Raw genomic sequence first — 16583 nt, 5'->3', positions numbered from 1 at the left:
CTATGTTGCTATTCGGGTTAATCCAGGAAATGTTCGAACCCGTATACCATTCCGGTTACGTTCATAATTTTTTTGATCGCTGTGTTCACTCCCGGCATATAGCCCGCACGGTCGTACGAATCGTGGCGGATTTTCAGCGTTTGACCGAACGCCCCGAAGACGACCTCCTGCTGTGCAAACACGCCCGGAAGTCTCACGCTATGTATGCGAAATCCGTTGTAATAGCCGCCTCTGGCTCCTTCGATGACTTCTTCTTCGTCCGGATTGCCTTGACGCAGCTCCTGGCGCGCTTCCGATATCCACTCGGCCGTCTTGATCGACGTTCCGGAAGGCGCATCCAGCTTCTGATCTCCGTGATACTCGATAATTTCCACATGGGGAAAATATTTGGCGGCCATCGCCGAAAATTTCATCATCAGAATCGCGCCGATCGAGAAATTGGGCGCGATCAGGCCGCCGATCCCTTTGTCCTTGCATTGCTTGTCCAATTCCGCGATCTGCTCCGGCGTAAACCCCGTCGTTCCGATAACCGGACGAACCCCGTAAGCAAGCGCGGTTTCGGCATTCGGCATAGCGGATTTCGGGCCTGTGAAGTCTACAAGCACGTCGGGGCGGCTAGCTTTCAGTGCCTCCGCAAGCGATGACGATACGATAACGCCGGTATCGGGCTTGCCGGCGAGCGTCCCGGCGTCCACGGGCCCGGCCGACCTGGCGATTGCGGCGACAAGCTCCAGTTCGGGATCCTCCAGCACCATATTGACGACTTCGCGTCCCATGCGGCCGCTTGCTCCTGCCACGGCTACTGTAATTTTCTGCGACATGAATATCACCTGTTCCTTTTCAAATAATAGAGGTCGTTCAAAAAGGCCGATACTGATAAGGGAGATCGTTCAGCATATGAGTATCAGCCGTTATCCGTGTTCTTCTTCGTCCAGCGGTTCGCGTCGCGCGTATTGAATTTCTCCATCACCTTGCGATGCGCCTCCGTCATATCGATGCCGAGCGCGTTCGCGAAACAAATGACGAGGAATAAAATGTCGCCCAGCTCCAGCTCAATGGAATTATCGGCTTCGTCCTGTTTCTTCGGTTTTTCTCCGAACCGATGATTCACTTCCCGGGCAAGCTCGCCGACTTCCTCCGTCATGCGGGCCAGCATGGCAAGGGGCGAGAAGTAGCCTTCCTTAAACTGCGAAATATAAGCGTCCACCTCGCGTTGCATATCCGCCAGTGTGCGTTCCTGCAGCGTCAAATCGACAATCCGGGATTCTGCCATCTCCGAGTTTCCTTTCCTGATGGTTTCTATCCTATGTTATCGCAAGATGTAGGCGAAAACAAATGCAATTTTGCACGAATTTCCCGATAAATCGACTAGGAGCTGGCGCAAAACGACGACATGCTCTAAGAGGCTAACCGATGCGATCCTCGTTCGCTTGTCTCTCACATGACGGACAAAAGTAAAAAGCCGCTTCTGCGGCGGGAATCGGTACCGACTCCGCGTCTAATGAAGGGCTTTTCTCATCAACACCGCCGATGCTTTTGACAAACAACAATCGCGACTATGCCAGATTATTTCTTTCTGCGCCAGCGTCCGATCAGCTTCTCCGCGGCGTCCTGGCGCTCTTCGCGCCGCAGAGCGGACGGGCTGCCGCCGAAAGCTTCCTCATACTTGTATTTTCTCCAGCCCGCCCAAGTCAAAATCGTCACGATAAACGTGCCCATCATTGCCGACCACCCCCAAGAAGGAGGAACCGCGCCAAGCGGCGGAACGATCGTCTCGGAGGCTGCGCCTCCTTGCGGAAACAACTCGCGGAACGCTTCCCGAATCGACGGCAGCGTGCCCGACACAAGCTCCGGCTTCGGCGAGTCCGCTTCATAGATGCGCGACGCGTAGCGAAGGACTGCATCGGCACGCTCTATTTTCGAAGGCTCCGCACGAAGCAGCGCTGCCGTCCGAATGAGGCTATAGTGCTGGGCAAGCTGCTCGTATGCGATATGAACGGCAGCTGCGGCAGGTTGTTTTCCTGCTGTCTTATCCAGTTCCGCCGCCAGTTTGCCGATGTCTTCCTGTAGAACGGAACGATAACGATGCCAGATCGGCTTGTCCGGATGTGCCAATGCATCTGCAGCCAATCTTAAAGAAGCCGCTCCGCGCTTCCATTTGGCTTCGTCCGGCATGACAGCTGCGGCGACCCGCTTCATTTCCGCCACATCATGAGCCAGCGCGCGTACTCCCTCCGCCGAAGCAATCTCCTTCATCGGCAAGCCTCGAAGTTGGCTTTCGATATCGGCTAGCTGCTTCAAAGACATTTCAAGCTGACCCTTGTTAACGGAATCGTAGAGCCGCTCCGCCGAAGCCAGAAATTTGTCGTAAGCTTGTCCGGGGACGGAAGCCGCCGGAGACTGCGGAGCGCTTTCCCGCGAGGCGGCGGCGTTTCCGGCCGTGAGCAGACCCAATGCGACGACGGCTCCCAGACAGATCGATCGAAAAGAAAACACGGACATCCCCTCCTATCCCAATGGATATGAAGGGATGTCCGCGATTAGAACGCCTTGTCCTTCCGTCGTTCGAACGGAAACTTGGCGAAGGCGGCTGCAAGTACGCTCAAAGCCGTCAACGCGAAGGTAAACATAGCGACATAAGGCACATCGTCGTCCAGTTGGGACGGCAAATACGGGTATACGTCATAGGTATAATCAACCGTATCGTTCAAAAAGGTCCACGCCGCTGCCGCCAGCAGCGCCATGCCGCCGAAAGTAAAAAAGCGAGCATACAGCAGCGCCATAATAGCCATAGCGGAATGACCGATTATGAGCATCCAATGCTCCCAGACCAAAATATCGCCCTGCGCTTGTCCGGCGAAAATAATCGCCGTCGCCCATATGCCGTACTTAACCGAAGTAACGACGCCCAGCGTCTCGATGATGCCGCGAATCGCGTTAATCCAAGCGTGACGCGACCGTTTGGGAGACACCCACAGCCAGAGCAATGCCAAAGCGAAAAACAGCGACGCCGTCGGACTGTCCGGCACGAACGGAAGCTGCCAATGCGGGTGTTCGTTCCAGGTTTCGATCAACTGCCCTTTATACCAATAATACCCGTAGACCGTGCCGGGAACGTAGATGATCATCGTCAGCCATAAAATCGCGGGATGAAGCAATACATTCCTGGACAGCAGCCACCTGATCCATACCATCGGCGCACGTCCTTTACGAAGTTGTTATAAAAAAACCTGACCGATGAAGGTCAGGTTTTGATAGCGTTCGAATTACTCCGCTTTTTGTTGCGCAAGCCATGTTGCGACTTGGTCGATTTGCTCGTCGGTCAGATCGCCTTTGAATGCAGGCATCGCGCCGTTTCCGGCACCGTTCGAAATAATATCGACGAGTTCCTCTTTGCTAAGCACGTCGCCGATGCCGCGAAGCGCCGGTCCGCCGCCGCCTTCGAGCTCTGCACCGTGACATGCGATACATTGCGCTTGCGTCATGACTTCGGTGAAAGCCGGATCGTCCGCAGCGACCATCGCCGGAATCTTCTCTTTGCCCGGAATCCAACGGCCTTTGCCGGACTCGACCGATTCCTTGGCTTTGATTGCCCGTTCGATGTGCTCGGGAGTTTGTCCGTTCGCTTCCAGCTCGTGCGTGTAATGGTCCCAGGACACCCAAGTCAGATAAGAAACGGCAACCAGCGACACGAGCATCAGGGAAGATGCGATCGGACGGCGGTAGAAGCGGCGCTCTTTGCCCGTATCCAGGAACGGAGCGAGCAGAAGGGCGATAAACGGAATGCCGGACAGACCGAGAATACCGAGTACGATATAGTCGCCCGAAGCGTACGGATATTTCAAGAGCTGATACAGGAACAGGAAGTACCAGTCCGGCATCGGAATAAACGCGCTGTTCAGCGGGTCCGCCGGGTAGCCGAGCGGAGCCGGATGCGCAATAACGAGCGTCAGGAAACCAACGAGTACGACAACGCCGACCATCCATTCTTTCAGCAGGAAGTTCGGGATGAAGGCCTCGGATTTTCCCGGGTATGACGTATAATCGGGCGGAGTCACGTTGGAATAGTCCCGTTTCCGAATCCGCGAATCGCCGATGAATACGACCTTCTCATTTGGATCATGTTTATGTGCCATCGCTAGTCACTCCCCTCTCTTACAGCGGCCCGGAAATGCCCTGTTTTCGAATCATAAAGAAGTGTCCGGCAAGCAATGCGAGCAGTGCGCCAGGAAGGAAGAACACGTGGATCGCGAAGAATCGGGTCAGCGTCTGAGCGCCGACGATCGTTCCACCGTTCATAAGCTCCTTAATGTACTCCCCTAAGAAAGGCACCGATCCGGCAATCTCCAGACCTACCTTCGTCGCATAGTAAGCTTTGTTGTCCCACGGAAGCAGGTAACCCGTGAAGCCAAGGCCCAGCATGACGAAGAAAATCAACATTCCGACAACCCAGTTCATCTCGCGAGGCGCCTTGTAGGAACCCGTGAAGAATACGCGCAGAGTATGTAGGAACATCATAACGATAACAAGACTTGCTCCCCAGTGGTGCATCCCGCGCACGATCGCGCCGAAGGCGACCTGATGCTGCAGATAGTCAACGCTGTAGTAGGCGTTGATAATGTCTGGGACGTAATACATCGTCAAGAACATCCCCGAGAGGATCTGGATGACGGTGATGAAGAACGTCAATCCGCCGAAACAATAAACGAACGCGGAGAAGTGATGCGCCGGGTTGACGTGCTCAGGCACTTCATGGTCCGCGATGTCTCTCCACATCGGCGTAATATCAAGACGTTCGTCGATCCAGTTGTACATGTTTTTGAACATGGGACGAAACGCCCTCCTTCTATACGCGACTATTCGGAGTAATCGGTCCGAGATATACCCAGCCGTTTTCCGTTCTGACTTCATATTCGTCAAGCGGCTTAGGCGCTACTTTCAAATTCTTGCCGTCCTTCGTGTATAGCGCTCCGTGGCAAGGGCAGTGATACTCGTTCGGGGCTTCGGAGCCGCCCCAGCTCACCATGCAACCCAAGTGCTTACACACCGGGGACAGCGCGTAGATTTTGCCGTCGCTGCCTTTCGTAATCCAAGCCGCAAGCTTAGGATCGCTCTCGTACCAGCCGTCCACTTGATGAATCTTGAACTTCACCTCGGTCGGTTCGTTCGTCACTTTGCTTTCCTCGATAACTTTGACGAATCCGCCCGATTCCTTCTTCTGCAGGATAGGATCAACCGCAAAACGAATCATCGGTAATATGGCTCCGCCAGCCATAAATGCGCCCGCTCCGCCAAGCGTATACGAAAGAAATTGACGTCTCGACATCTCTTTGCGCTTGACTGGTTTGTGCGCGGTTTCTTGCTGCTTATTGTGGTCCATTTGTTCTACCCCCTTTGCCACACCAATCTCGCGTCCGATACGGACTTAACATTTTGTTCACAAGGACATAACTATAATAGCCCACGCGCTATAGAGCGTCAAGAATAGGCTCCCGTGTTTCCTTGCGCAAGCGGGAGGAACAGAACCAAAATGTTCTCAAATTGTCACATTTCCTCGCAAACCCGCGCCTTGCTATTGTTTGCCCTATGCTGCCAGGCTATTCGCCCGCCGCCGTTTTTTTCCACGATGCTGCGGAGCGAATCAGTTCGCCGATTTTGCCCGACTGCGCCACAGATCCGCTACAGACTGGGCGATCGTCCGGTCGTCAGGTTCTTCCTGTTCAGCCGAAGGGCATATGTATGCATCCGCGTCCGCTTCCGACAGATCAATCGGCTGCCCGCATACGAGCACGACGTACCGAAAACCATCGTTCCTCCAAGACGCGATCAGTTCGTTGATTTTCCCGATGTGCTCCGGGCCGCCCGCGCCATAGTGATACGCCGGCATCGTAACCGTGCGTCCGCGGAACGCTTCTTCCAGCGGAGACAACCACTCCCCGGTCCGCGCGACCTTCTCCGTCGCTTCGGAGGGCGACTCCTGGCCGGTCAGGCCGGACAGAGGCAGCAGGCACGTATCCAAATAAGGCTGGAGCTCAGGCCAGCTCTGCGGATCAATCTCGCTAAATTTCATCCGCTTGTCCCTCTCCTTTCTATCTTGCTTTCTCTATTTATCGTACCCCAAAAAGCTGGACAAAGGAAGTCGAAGTCGAAGAAAAACGTGAACCCAACGGCAAAAACCCGGCTTCGCCGGGTCGAGTCGTCACGTCTGTTCCGATTTTTTTTCGTCACTGCGGACAAATGAAAGCTATTCCTGGATAGCCTTCAATTCGTCGGTCAAGCGCCGAAACGATTCTACGTCTCCTTGCGCAAGCGCGTCATCGATTGCGGTGTAGATTTTTTCCGTCCGGTAATTGCGCAGCGCTTCGTCCAGGACCATTTCTGCCGCCAATCCCAGCATCGTCTCGTAGGCGACTTTCATGTTGTCCATTCGTTGCACCTCCGGTTGTTCGGCTGCGAGCGCATCGGCTCCCAATAAAGCATATTCACCGATGTCCGCCCCGTTCAAGACGATAGCCCTTCTGTCGATCAATATACCTTTGCCTACCTGTTGCGCAGCTTGTTTTCGCCCGCTCCATGCGGCAGTTCATCCTCAAAAGCAAGCGGATGCCCGGAGACGAGCGCTCTCCCCTGGGTCGTCGCCTTGACGACCTGAAGGCCAAGCTCCGTTTCCCCCCAACGCAGCACGCCTAGATGCATCAGCATTCGCAAAATACGCTGTTCGAAAATGTCTGCCGCAGTATCGTAATAATAGGAACGAATCAGCGGCTGCAGCGTTTCCCTCAGCGAATCGACCGTGACCCACTGCGAGGACAATCTTCCGATCCACTGTACTAAAGCCGCGAGATTCGGAATCGGCGACTTATAGAGCCGCATCCAGAAACGATACAGGCTCGCAGGGTCGGGTTTGACAAGCCCGGCGGCCACATCGAATCCGGCCTGCGTAAGCGTTAAGCCGCCTTCGGTTTGCTCTGCGATCAGTCCTTCGTAATAGACGAAGTCGTACAGCAGCGAAAAACGGTCGGGATAATCGCGAAAATGTCGTCCGTATCCGAACCGCCACCCTCCCCGCGTCGGCAGCGATTCCACTACGGCAAGCTGCTCCAATGCTTGGGAGATTTGCCGTTTGTACATGACGCCTTCCGTTGTTAGCGGCACGGTATTGTTCCTTACAAAACGAAGAAAATGCACGGCATCCTCGGCTAGAAGGCTGCGTTCGTCCCGATAGGCGAGCGGCTCGTCGGTGTAAATCAGGTTTTCTTTGTAGCGTTTTTCCAGAACGTCGCACAGCCTGGTCTTGATATCCTCCGGCACTTGAAACAGCGAACGGGTTGTCTGCGAAACGCCGTTAAACAACCAACCGAAGCTCTTGAATCTTGAGATCGACAGTCGTGCGTTCTCCTCCGGTCCCGGCGGCGGCTTCTGCTCTTCGTCCTTCGCCTTGCGGGAGCGCGGCTTCCTCCGTGTCGCAGGATTGGGAGCGCCTGAGGTGCCCGGCTTTGTCGGCTGAACCGGATTGGATTGAATCGACTGGATCGTTTGCGCCGATTGAGTCGGCTGTGCCGATTTGTCCAGCGCCCTCGCCTTCAACTCCTCCAAGCTATAGACGGTTCGGTTCTCAAACACGAGAGAATTCAGAAAGCGCAAATCGTTCCCCGAAATTTCCCGAATTCGGGATTCGATGACGTCCCTTCGCTGAACGGTTGCCAAAATCGTTTGGATCAGTTCGTTCTTCGAATGGCTCGTGCTGGCGCAGTCATAGGTGTCGGCAATTTTTTTCAACTCGGAAATGTCTGCGTAGCATAGCATATCGGCCAAGTTCATTCGACGCCCCCCTTTCCTGGAGGATTTACTGTTCAGTATAGTCGCGGTGCCGACGTCTTAAACGTAGAAAGCAAAAACAGGACCGCCCTTAAAGGACGGCCCTGTGCAGACATTCATACTATAAGATGAAGCTATGGATTCATTAATGTTTCTTCCGTCTCCGCCAAATGCCTCGTGCAATTGTGAATTAGCGGCTCCCATACGTTCTGTCCCTGTTCGAGCACCGTCAGCGACATGTTCAGCAGATGGGAATCGTCCAACCCTTGGCACATCGCTTGCAGCATTCTGGCCAGAAAACTGCCATGCGTAACGACCAACCACGCTTCCCCCGCATGTTTGTCCGTCAGCTCCCGAATGAACGCAAAGCCTCTCTCCCTCACGGAGTCGTCGTTTTCCTGGTCGGGCACAAGCCGTCTCCAGTCCTCTCCCCATCGATCCAATCGTTCCGCCAATGTCGTGCCTTCGGCTTCCCCGAACGATCTTTCGCGTAAGCGTGAGTCCCGAATAACGGGGATTCCTAGCCGATCGGCCAAAATTTCCGCTGTATGCGCGGCACGCTGCAGATCGCTGCAGTAAACGCCGTCCCACCGCCCCTGCTCCCCGTGCAGCCGATCGGCCAGTAGCCGAGCCTGCCTCACGCCTTCCGGACTGAGCGGAATGTCGGTGACTCCTTGAATGATTCCCCGCTGGTTCCACTCCGTAATGCCGTGGCGAACCCAGCCGATGCGCGTTGCTTTATTCATGATCTCACCCTTGACAGCCAATTCAAAATTAACAGCGTCATAATCATGCCTACGATCGAGAAAGCGATCCAATACTCCGGTACCGCCGGAGATACGTTTAGTATGATCGGATCGCTCAGACTGGCGACGGGAATATCCAGCCGAATGTCGTCTCCGTATTGGTGACTGACTGCGAAAGCGTTGGCCGATTCTCTGCCCCCCGCCTGGTCGACGATGAGGCCGATGCCGAACGAAGCGTACAGAAATCCGCATACAAACAGTGCCAATAGCGCGGCAAGAACGCCAGCGACCCGTTTCTTGAACAGAAACGAGAAGGCGTACGTCCGGCGCGTCGCCGGCATGTACCAGCTCTGTTCCGTATAAATACGGTCCATAACATTCTTATTAATCTGCGCCGAAGAGATTGGCACGACGTCCTGTTCGTCATCCAGCGGAAGCTCATGAATGAGAAGAGCGCTCTCCTCCCATATCCGGAACTCCTCTTCGCAGGCTTTGCAGCTCTGAACGTGCAAATCTATAGCAAATTTATCTGCCGAATCATCCGGCAAATCGCGATATATTCCGAACCATTCCGCAGCCTCTTCACATTTCATCGCAGCTTCATCTCCTCGTACTCCTTCATCATGGCCGGTTCTGCAAAGTAAGATTCCAATTGCACCTTTACACTGGCCCTGGCCCGGAATAACAACGATTTGACGGAACTGACCGTCTGCCCGAGAATGTTGGCGATCTCTTGGTAATCCATTCCATCGTACTCCCTAAGAATAAGCGCGGAGCGCTGCTTCTCGGGCAAGCTGTTGATGGCGTCTCTTACCATGGTTACCTTCTCGTTGCGCAGCAGTCGCTGCTCGGGCGCCTCTTCCAATGGGGCGGCAGGTATGTATGTGGAGTCGTCCAGCGAGAGGTGCGCTGCTTTTTGCTTGCGCAATTCGCTTAGAACGGTGTTGCGTGCAATCGTATATAGCCACGTCGAAAAGGACGCATCCACTTCTCTGAAGGAGTGTAAGCTTCGATAGGCTTTATAGAACGTTTCGGAACATAGATCCTCCGCCAAGATTTCAAGCTTGGCGCTCTTCAGCATGTGGTAGACAAAAGAAAGAATCTTCTTCTGGTATCTTCCCATAAGCATCGAGTATAGTTCGACGTTTCCGTCCTTGATTTCCCGTATCAACTGGGAATCGGTCATCATTCCCGCGACCCTCCCCCTATTCAGGGTGAACGTTCGCAGCCGGCGTTCTATCCTAATTGTACCGGCCAAAAACGAAAAAGTTGCGCTCGAAAGCGCAGTAAAATTTGGTGAGCCAGTATTTTACAAATACTATATGCTATTGTAACACAGGAAATAGGGTTATGTGCTTAAAAATTTCTCAAAATTATTGGCGGTTTGTCTTAAGGAATCGCATGGTTTTTCGCGTCCGAATAGCGCAGCGGATTAAGAATCCGCAATCGAATTGCCGCTCAGCACAAAATAAGACGTACCAAATGAGCGAGAAGTTACATTTAACCGTCATGAAACCGTTTCAAAAATAAAATGTAAGCGCTTATTGACAAAATGAAAACGAATACATATAATAAAAGTACAGTATGGTTTCTCTCCACTCCTATCCAATCCTTGCACAATGTGCAGCCACCCTCCGGGGTGGTTTTTTTTGCCCATTTTTCAGCATATGCGCGGGCCGGGCACTTATTCTCATTGGCTGCTTGCCTTCCCCAATCGCTTATTAAGACCGCGTGGCGGGCTTATCTCTCACTTCCGACATCGGATCGGGCCAATAAGACCGTGTGGCGGACTTATCTCCCACTTCCGACATCAGATCGAGCCAATAAGGCCGCGTGGCGGACTTATCTCCCATTTCCGACACCGGACCGAGCCAATAAGACCGCGTGGCGGGCTTATCTCCCTCTTCCGACACCGGACCGGGCCAATAAGACCGTGTGGCGGTCTTATCTCCCACTTCCGAGGTAGTGCAAACTGCTGCTTCCTTATGCGCCGATTCCTCGTAGCGGCGTCCGCCCTCTAATGTCGCAGACTAGCTTCTATTTGTACCGATCCGCCCCCTAATCGCAGGCAAGCCCCTTTATACTTATCCCCCCCACCCAAATACCGCAGGCTAGCTCCTATTTATGCGATTATCCGCCCGAACTACCGCAGACTAGCTTCTATTTGTACCAATCCGCGCGAGGGAGTCTAAAATTTGTCGTACATTCGATTCGACCCCGTTGGTATGGGTATGGATCGTGATTTCCGGATGGGTCGGCGGCTCGTAAATGTCCGAAATTCCGGTAAATGCAGCAATCTCGCCTTTGATCGCTTTGGCATATAAACCTTTTACGTCCCGACGTATACATTCCTCCAGCGGGCAATGCACATACACTTCAACGTAGGACTCCAACTCGGCTCGCGCGTAGTCGCGCATTTCCGCATAGGGCGCAATCATCGAGATCACCGTCGTAACCCCGTTGCGATTCAGCAGCTTGCTGATGTAGACGGCGCGGCGAATGTTTTCCAGCCGGTCCTCTCTGCTAAACCCCAGTTCACGCCCGACTTTGCGCCTAAGCTCGTCACCGTCCAGACATTCGACCTTAACGCCGCTTTCCCGAAGCGCCGCCGCAAGAGCGAATGCCGTTGTCGTCTTCCCCGAGCTGGGAAGTCCCGTCAACCATATTGTCGCTGCCACCTTCCAACCGGAAAGCTCCGTTAACCTTCTCTCTATCTCGGCATCCGCCTCTTCATCTGTCCCCATAGACGCCTCTCCCCCTGCCTCCGTCCAATGCGCACAAGCCCAACTGCTGCTCCCCTCTATATGAAAGCGATTCGTTCAAGCAAGCGCTCCCCATAAATCGGTTCAAACGCTTGCCCCTCCATATGGATGTAGCCGATATAACAATCGCATTGCTTCATCCGGCACGGACGTTCCTTCGATATTCCCTCCAGACCGTCCCTGTACAAATTCCCGATTACCTGACGATCCTTGTAGCAATGCTTCACGCGGCCGTCTCCCTGAACGTAAAACACTTGTTGCCCGGCACGACACGACTTGCCCATGCTGTCATAATTTTGCACATTAAGCGCAAAATGAGGGTCCATACGTGTCAAAAACGCCAAATCCTCGTCCGAATAATAATCGGCTTGATCTTTATAGGCGTTCACCCACAGGTACACATCTTCAGGCAATGCCTCACGAACGGATGAAATCGCCTGGAACGCGCTCTTGACGCCGACGCAGCCTACGCTAAACGGAATTTTCCGCCGATAGAGCTCACCGCATTGCTGCACAAATCGCTCTTCCTTCGTCTGACCGGGATGGTAGGTTGCCCAAAATGCGGCCGTCGCCGGGTTTAAATCATCTGTCCAATCGAGGCTGGCAGAGAGGTTGGTCTGGATCGCGACTTTACGAACATGCGGCATATGCGACAGCTGAATCATTGCTTCCCTGTACCAGCGATGCGTGAGTCCTTCGCCATAAGGATTAAAAAACACGGACAACTGATGCCCGCTCTTCTCCTGATCCTTTACCCAATCCACGAAGGTGTGAACCTGCAACCGATCTTTAGCCAAAGTTTCCCTGCTATCGATGTTTTTGCTGAAAGGGCAGTACGGGCAGTCGTAATTGCAGGAGATTAAGCTCCCGCGAAAATAAACCGTCGCTATCATGAGACCACGCAGCTTTCCATAAGCTCCCGTATTTCCGGCGAGATGAACCAATCCCCGATCGCATCGGAATACATCAGCCCTTCCGACGTGAGCCGCAGCGTACCATTCTCAATCGCGGCAAGCTCGGTATCCAGGAGTTGGTTCAGTTCGGGATAATCGGCGAGAGCCGACGCCGTGAACCGCTCCGCATAGCCGTCCAGCGCCAAGCCTTCCGTATGAAGCAACGATTTCAGAATAAAACGGCGCTGTTGGTCGTCCTTGCTAAGCACAACCCCGTAATCGGCATAGCTGTAATCGTTCTGAGCCACATAATCGGCAATAATGCTCGCCGTGGCGGAGCGTCCCACGCTGTAGCGCGAGGAGTAATGGACCGTATTCGTATAAGAGCGCGCTCCGCAACCGAGTCCGATCATACCTTCGTCGTGGCAGCCGTAAGAAAGCAACGTTTTGTCCGAGCCGGCTTCCGCTTTGGCGAACCTGCGCATCGAATACTGAGTATACCCTCGCTCCAGCAACCGCTCCCGCGCCGCCTTATAAAGCTCCAACCTCCGATCCTCGCCGCTCTGTCTGATCTGCTCCGGCTTGACAATCGTATGCTCCCGCGTATACAGCGGATAAATAAACACTTCCTCCGGCTCGTAAGAAAGCGCCCGATCTAGCGAATACATCCAGGACTGGAGCGTCTGACCGGGGAGTCCATAGATCAAATCCAGATTGAGAATCGGAAATTGCTGCTGCTTGAGCAGCTTCAAAGCCGTTTCCACTTCCTGCGGCTTCTGCGGACGGTAGATTGCTTCCGCTTCGGACTCGACGAAGCTTTGAATGCCCATACTGACCCGGTCGACTTGCCTATTTTTTAAAATAGCCAAGCGGTCGGGAGTTACCGTTTCGGGAGAGGTTTCTACCGAGATGGAAGCATGAGACGGGTCCATGCCTACAACATGCTGGGCAATATGAAACAATCGATCAAGCTGTTCGGGGACGAGCAAAGTCGGAGTTCCTCCACCGACGGCAAACCTGGCGATCGGCTTGCTCCGAATGAACGGAGCCCACTGTGCGGCTTGTCTTTCCAGAGCATCCACGTATTCGGCGTGTACGTCCGCTCTTTTGTCAGGTAAAGTGAACAAATTGCAAAAGCCGCAACGAGCCCCGCAAAACGGAATATGCATATATAAAAAGAACGTATCCGCTAGCTCCCGGCTCCATAGCTCGGAAACCGGCAGCTTCGTCTCCAATGTTCGATAGGCGGTTTTGTGCGGATAAGAGTACAAATAAGAGCGATAAGGCTCCGAGGTCAGATGATCCTTCCAACTGCGTAAATGGTCTACTTGGTTCATCGTAATCCCTCTCCCCTTACAAAATAAATTCCCGATAAGGCACATTCCATACGACCTCATGCGCCAACCTATGGCCGTGATAGCCGTCTTCGCCATAAGCGGTGCCATGATCGGAGAATACCATACAAAATACGGGTCGTTCCCGTTCTCTGAAAGCCTGAAACAGCCGACCGAGCTCACCGTCCGCATAGCGAAGCGCCGCTCGCTGCGTCTCAACCGAGTCCACTTTCGCACCCGGCACGAAATAATGATTCGGTCCATGAATCGCCGATACGTTCATAAACAGAAACAGACGCTGACCCTGATCCGCATTTTGCAGCAGCTTGAGCGCATGGTTGACCTGATGTTCGGTCGAGCGCGGATTCGTCACTCCGAACGTCATTCGCCAGTAGCTCTCCCGAAAATAGCCGGGGAGCACTTTGGCCAGCGGAACTTTTTTGGTGAAAAAAATGACGCCGCCAATGCAAATCGTACGGTAGCCTTCCGCCTGCAGCCCGGATACGAGATCGGTCGAATCAAATTGCCATGTATGCGGATGCGTCTTTAATCCCGTATTCTTCGAATGAAACAGACGCACGTGTTCCGATTTGTTCTTGGTCGCCAGAGTCGGCAGAAATCCGCCAAAAAAAGCGTGATGAGCCGCATAAGTAAAGCTGCCCGGCGTATGCCGCAGCTCCCAATGCCCGCCGCCACACAAATTCGGGCAATTCTTCTCCTCCAGGACTGCCGCGTCATAGCGCAGCGTGTCCAATGTAATCATGAGAAGATCGTGACTGCCTACAATTTCGTTCATATTAAACATGATTTCATTTCCCATTCGTAAGGATTCGATCCTTCGTAGTAGCAATCATAGAGCAAATCGCCAAACGGATTCACATCCAGCACAAAAGGCCGATAGGAGCCGCTGCTGAGCAACACGTCGATACCGGCAACGGCAGAACGCGGAAATACCGCTAACGTCTGTTCGGCGCATTGGCGTACGGAAGCTTGCAGTTCTTCGGACAAGCCAACCTCGCCTAAACTCAAACGCTGACTGTCTAGATGCAAATTCGTTATTGGTGTTTTGCTTGCCCTGGCGATGCTATGACACGACTTACCGGACACGACAAGCTGCCGGATATCGAACGTGCGATTCTGATAAGCGGCCTTCGGAATCCATTGCTCCACATGTGCGCCATGCCCCAATACCCAGTTGACGATTTGACGGATGGAACGCTGCTCGGTGTAGTTCACCAGCTTTTTGACGTTATAAAATAACGGAGGTTTGGCCGCATAGTTTTCCACGCCGATTGTCGTGACCGCCGATTCCGCCCCTGTAACCGGATTGACTTGATAAGCGATTACGCCGCAGGCTCCCGAGCCTGTTGCGAGTTTTATAAACAGCCGGCGCACTCTCTCGCTATCCATCGCCTCGCGCAGAGCATCGTAATCCGGGAGCGCTTCCGGAGCAGCCAATCTTCTCGGCACAGGCAAAGCGGCGGACGATAACAACCGATGCGTAAGCCTCTTATCGAACATGGCCGCAATGTCTTCAGGAGCGTTCATCCAACACGGCTCGGTCCACAGTTGCCCGGCTTCCCGTTCCAACTGCGACAGCAAACGGCAATACCCGCGAAACCACTGGGATGGATGATACAGCTTGCCCTTGATTTCCTTCATGCTGCGGGCAGCCCGCGATGAAACAGGTTGAAACGGCGCTTTGCCCTCCGTCATTAGCCAGCGATCGTCGAGGTCACCGAGACCGGGGCGATCCGCATCGGAAGCGCCAAGCGCAATCAGCTCTCTCTCGACTTCAAAATGCTCCCCCGGCGCGTCGATCCGCAGCAGCGGCGGTTCATCCGTTGTTTGCCTCAACCGCTCGGCAAGCGAACGCAAGGATGATTTTCCCTGCAGCACATCGATGTAATCTAAAACAAAGGCTGGGGGCAACCCCAGCCGAGCTCTCGCCGCTTGCAGTCCGTTCGTTCTTCTGTTGTCGGAATTGCCGATGATAATCATCGCTTTCATCGTTATTCCGTCAAGGAAGGATAACGATAATCCTCATCTTCTGCGTCGCCCTGATGATCGCTAATATCCGCTTTAATGCCCGACTCCTGCCAACGCTTCATCATTTTATCGGACATATAATGGTAGCTTAGATCAAGAAAATCCAGCTTCTTGACCTTCTCGCTCTGAAGGAGAGCTTCTGCTCCCTCATCCGACAATGTGCCCATGGAGAGGTCTAACGTATGTAATTGATCGACAATCGGAGCGTTCGCTACGGCAATCGCGATTTCATCTTGAATCTCGCTATCCTTGAGGCCGAGATAAGTAAGCTGCGGGAATTTGCCGGGTTCGATCAGCGGGAGAACGTCTTCCAGACCGCCGTCAAAACCGTAATCCTCTACCCCCAAATACAATTCCAGCTTTTTCAAGCTCTTGAAGCTTCCTTCGCTAATGCTGGCGATAACCTCTTTGCCCAGTCCGCCGCAAATAATGACAAGCTCCTCCAGCTTGTCGTGACGGGCGGGATCAAGGCTGAGGCCCGTGCTCCCTTTGATCGTCAACGATGTCAGTTCAGGATAAGCGGTCAAAATCGGTCCGATATTGGATTGATTAATCCAGGAGACTTCGCATTCCTCGTAAGACATATCGCCAATAAACAAACGGCGCAGCTGCGGAAAACGGTCCTTCAAGCGAACTAGCGACTCGACAACCGGGCTCGAATCATGCTCGTAGGCGCCGCCCCAGTCGCCGATAATGAGACTTTCGAGCTGCGCGCTCTCTGGACTGTCGGCCAGCTTCTCTATTAAATCTACGATCTGGACTCCATTCTCGTGTTGATCATAATCGACAAACAGTTTACATTCGGACATGACGATCCCTCCTGAGAATGAATGCGAATACTTCGTTCATTATAAAAGCCGGATATGGAAATTTCAAATTTACTCACTTAATGCTGACAACATGCTTCTTATTCGCGCATAAAAAAAGAGCACCCCGCCACGACGAAAACGGCAAATGCCGATTCCGCGCATTAGCGGGATG

The 16583-nt window shown here is 53.5% G+C and carries 19 protein-coding genes; all 19 read right to left on the bottom strand.

Going from position 1 to position 16583, the window contains the following annotated elements:
* Nucleotides 1-17: 17 nt before the first annotated feature.
* The gene (dapB, locus tag J4772_RS11085) at nucleotides 18-821 is read right to left on the bottom strand and encodes a 4-hydroxy-tetrahydrodipicolinate reductase (RefSeq protein WP_209075239.1); all 804 of its coding nucleotides are present in this window, start codon (nucleotides 819-821) and stop codon (nucleotides 18-20) included.
* An 83-nt stretch (nucleotides 822-904) separates the two neighbouring features.
* On the bottom strand, nucleotides 905-1273 hold the full coding sequence (locus J4772_RS11080; protein WP_116064472.1) for a nucleotide pyrophosphohydrolase: 369 nt from the start codon (nucleotides 1271-1273) through the stop codon (nucleotides 905-907).
* A gap of 293 nt (nucleotides 1274-1566) precedes the next feature.
* Nucleotides 1567-2496, bottom strand: coding sequence for a sporulation protein YpjB (locus J4772_RS11075; protein ID WP_209075238.1), 930 nt, complete (start codon nucleotides 2494-2496; stop codon nucleotides 1567-1569).
* Nucleotides 2497-2540: 44 nt separating this feature from the next.
* Nucleotides 2541-3194 (bottom strand): DUF1405 domain-containing protein, encoded by a 654-nt coding sequence (locus J4772_RS11070; RefSeq protein WP_209075237.1) that lies wholly within the window; start codon nucleotides 3192-3194, stop codon nucleotides 2541-2543.
* A gap of 72 nt (nucleotides 3195-3266) precedes the next feature.
* Nucleotides 3267-4136 (bottom strand): menaquinol-cytochrome c reductase cytochrome b/c subunit, encoded by an 870-nt coding sequence (locus tag J4772_RS11065; RefSeq protein ID WP_209075236.1) that lies wholly within the window; start codon nucleotides 4134-4136, stop codon nucleotides 3267-3269.
* A 19-nt stretch (nucleotides 4137-4155) separates the two neighbouring features.
* On the bottom strand, nucleotides 4156-4827 hold the full coding sequence (qcrB, locus tag J4772_RS11060; protein WP_094042727.1) for a menaquinol-cytochrome c reductase cytochrome b subunit: 672 nt from the start codon (nucleotides 4825-4827) through the stop codon (nucleotides 4156-4158).
* A 19-nt stretch (nucleotides 4828-4846) separates the two neighbouring features.
* Nucleotides 4847-5380: a Rieske (2Fe-2S) protein gene (locus J4772_RS11055; RefSeq protein WP_116064468.1), complete on the bottom strand. Its 534-nt coding sequence runs from the start codon at nucleotides 5378-5380 to the stop codon at nucleotides 4847-4849.
* Nucleotides 5381-5641: 261 nt separating this feature from the next.
* Nucleotides 5642-6070 carry a DUF2487 family protein gene (locus tag J4772_RS11050; protein WP_116064467.1) on the bottom strand — a complete coding sequence of 143 codons (429 nt, stop codon included), beginning with the start codon at nucleotides 6068-6070 and terminating at the stop codon, nucleotides 5642-5644.
* Between the two features lie 174 nt (nucleotides 6071-6244).
* Nucleotides 6245-6427: an IDEAL domain-containing protein gene (locus J4772_RS11045; protein ID WP_116064524.1), complete on the bottom strand. Its 183-nt coding sequence runs from the start codon at nucleotides 6425-6427 to the stop codon at nucleotides 6245-6247.
* 113 nt (nucleotides 6428-6540) lie between these two features.
* A complete protein-coding gene (locus J4772_RS11040; RefSeq protein ID WP_209075235.1) occupies nucleotides 6541-7821 on the bottom strand; it encodes a hypothetical protein in 1281 nt (426 codons plus the stop codon).
* A 131-nt stretch (nucleotides 7822-7952) separates the two neighbouring features.
* Nucleotides 7953-8564, bottom strand: coding sequence for a histidine phosphatase family protein (locus J4772_RS11035; RefSeq protein WP_116064465.1), 612 nt, complete (start codon nucleotides 8562-8564; stop codon nucleotides 7953-7955).
* Nucleotides 8561-9157 carry a hypothetical protein gene (locus tag J4772_RS11030; RefSeq protein WP_209075234.1) on the bottom strand — a complete coding sequence of 199 codons (597 nt, stop codon included), beginning with the start codon at nucleotides 9155-9157 and terminating at the stop codon, nucleotides 8561-8563. The genes J4772_RS11035 and J4772_RS11030 overlap by 4 nt, the downstream gene beginning before the upstream one ends.
* A complete protein-coding gene (locus J4772_RS11025; protein WP_116064523.1) occupies nucleotides 9154-9750 on the bottom strand; it encodes an RNA polymerase sigma factor in 597 nt (198 codons plus the stop codon). The genes J4772_RS11030 and J4772_RS11025 overlap by 4 nt, the downstream gene beginning before the upstream one ends.
* Nucleotides 9751-10717: 967 nt before the next feature.
* Nucleotides 10718-11308: an adenylyl-sulfate kinase gene (cysC, locus tag J4772_RS11020; RefSeq protein WP_209075233.1), complete on the bottom strand. Its 591-nt coding sequence runs from the start codon at nucleotides 11306-11308 to the stop codon at nucleotides 10718-10720.
* A 56-nt stretch (nucleotides 11309-11364) separates the two neighbouring features.
* Nucleotides 11365-12219: an STM4011 family radical SAM protein gene (locus J4772_RS11015; protein WP_209075232.1), complete on the bottom strand. Its 855-nt coding sequence runs from the start codon at nucleotides 12217-12219 to the stop codon at nucleotides 11365-11367.
* A complete protein-coding gene (locus J4772_RS11010) occupies nucleotides 12216-13556 on the bottom strand; it encodes an STM4012 family radical SAM protein (protein ID WP_209075231.1) in 1341 nt (446 codons plus the stop codon). Before J4772_RS11010 ends, J4772_RS11015 begins: the two co-directional genes overlap by 4 nt.
* Before the next feature lie 16 nt (nucleotides 13557-13572).
* Nucleotides 13573-14358: an STM4013/SEN3800 family hydrolase gene (locus J4772_RS11005; protein WP_209075230.1), complete on the bottom strand. Its 786-nt coding sequence runs from the start codon at nucleotides 14356-14358 to the stop codon at nucleotides 13573-13575.
* Nucleotides 14346-15563, bottom strand: a complete 1218-nt coding sequence (locus J4772_RS11000) for an STM4014 family protein (protein WP_209075229.1) — start codon at nucleotides 15561-15563, stop codon at nucleotides 14346-14348. Before J4772_RS11000 ends, J4772_RS11005 begins: the two co-directional genes overlap by 13 nt.
* A 2-nt stretch (nucleotides 15564-15565) precedes the next feature.
* A complete protein-coding gene (locus J4772_RS10995; protein ID WP_209075228.1) occupies nucleotides 15566-16411 on the bottom strand; it encodes an STM4015 family protein in 846 nt (281 codons plus the stop codon).
* Between the last annotated feature and the right edge of the window lie 172 nt (nucleotides 16412-16583).

It is taken from the genome of Cohnella sp. LGH, from assembly GCF_017671885.1.
Taxonomy (GTDB): Bacteria; Bacillota; Bacilli; order Paenibacillales; family Paenibacillaceae; genus Cohnella; species Cohnella phaseoli.
This window is presented reverse-complemented; position numbering and strand designations above follow the sequence as displayed.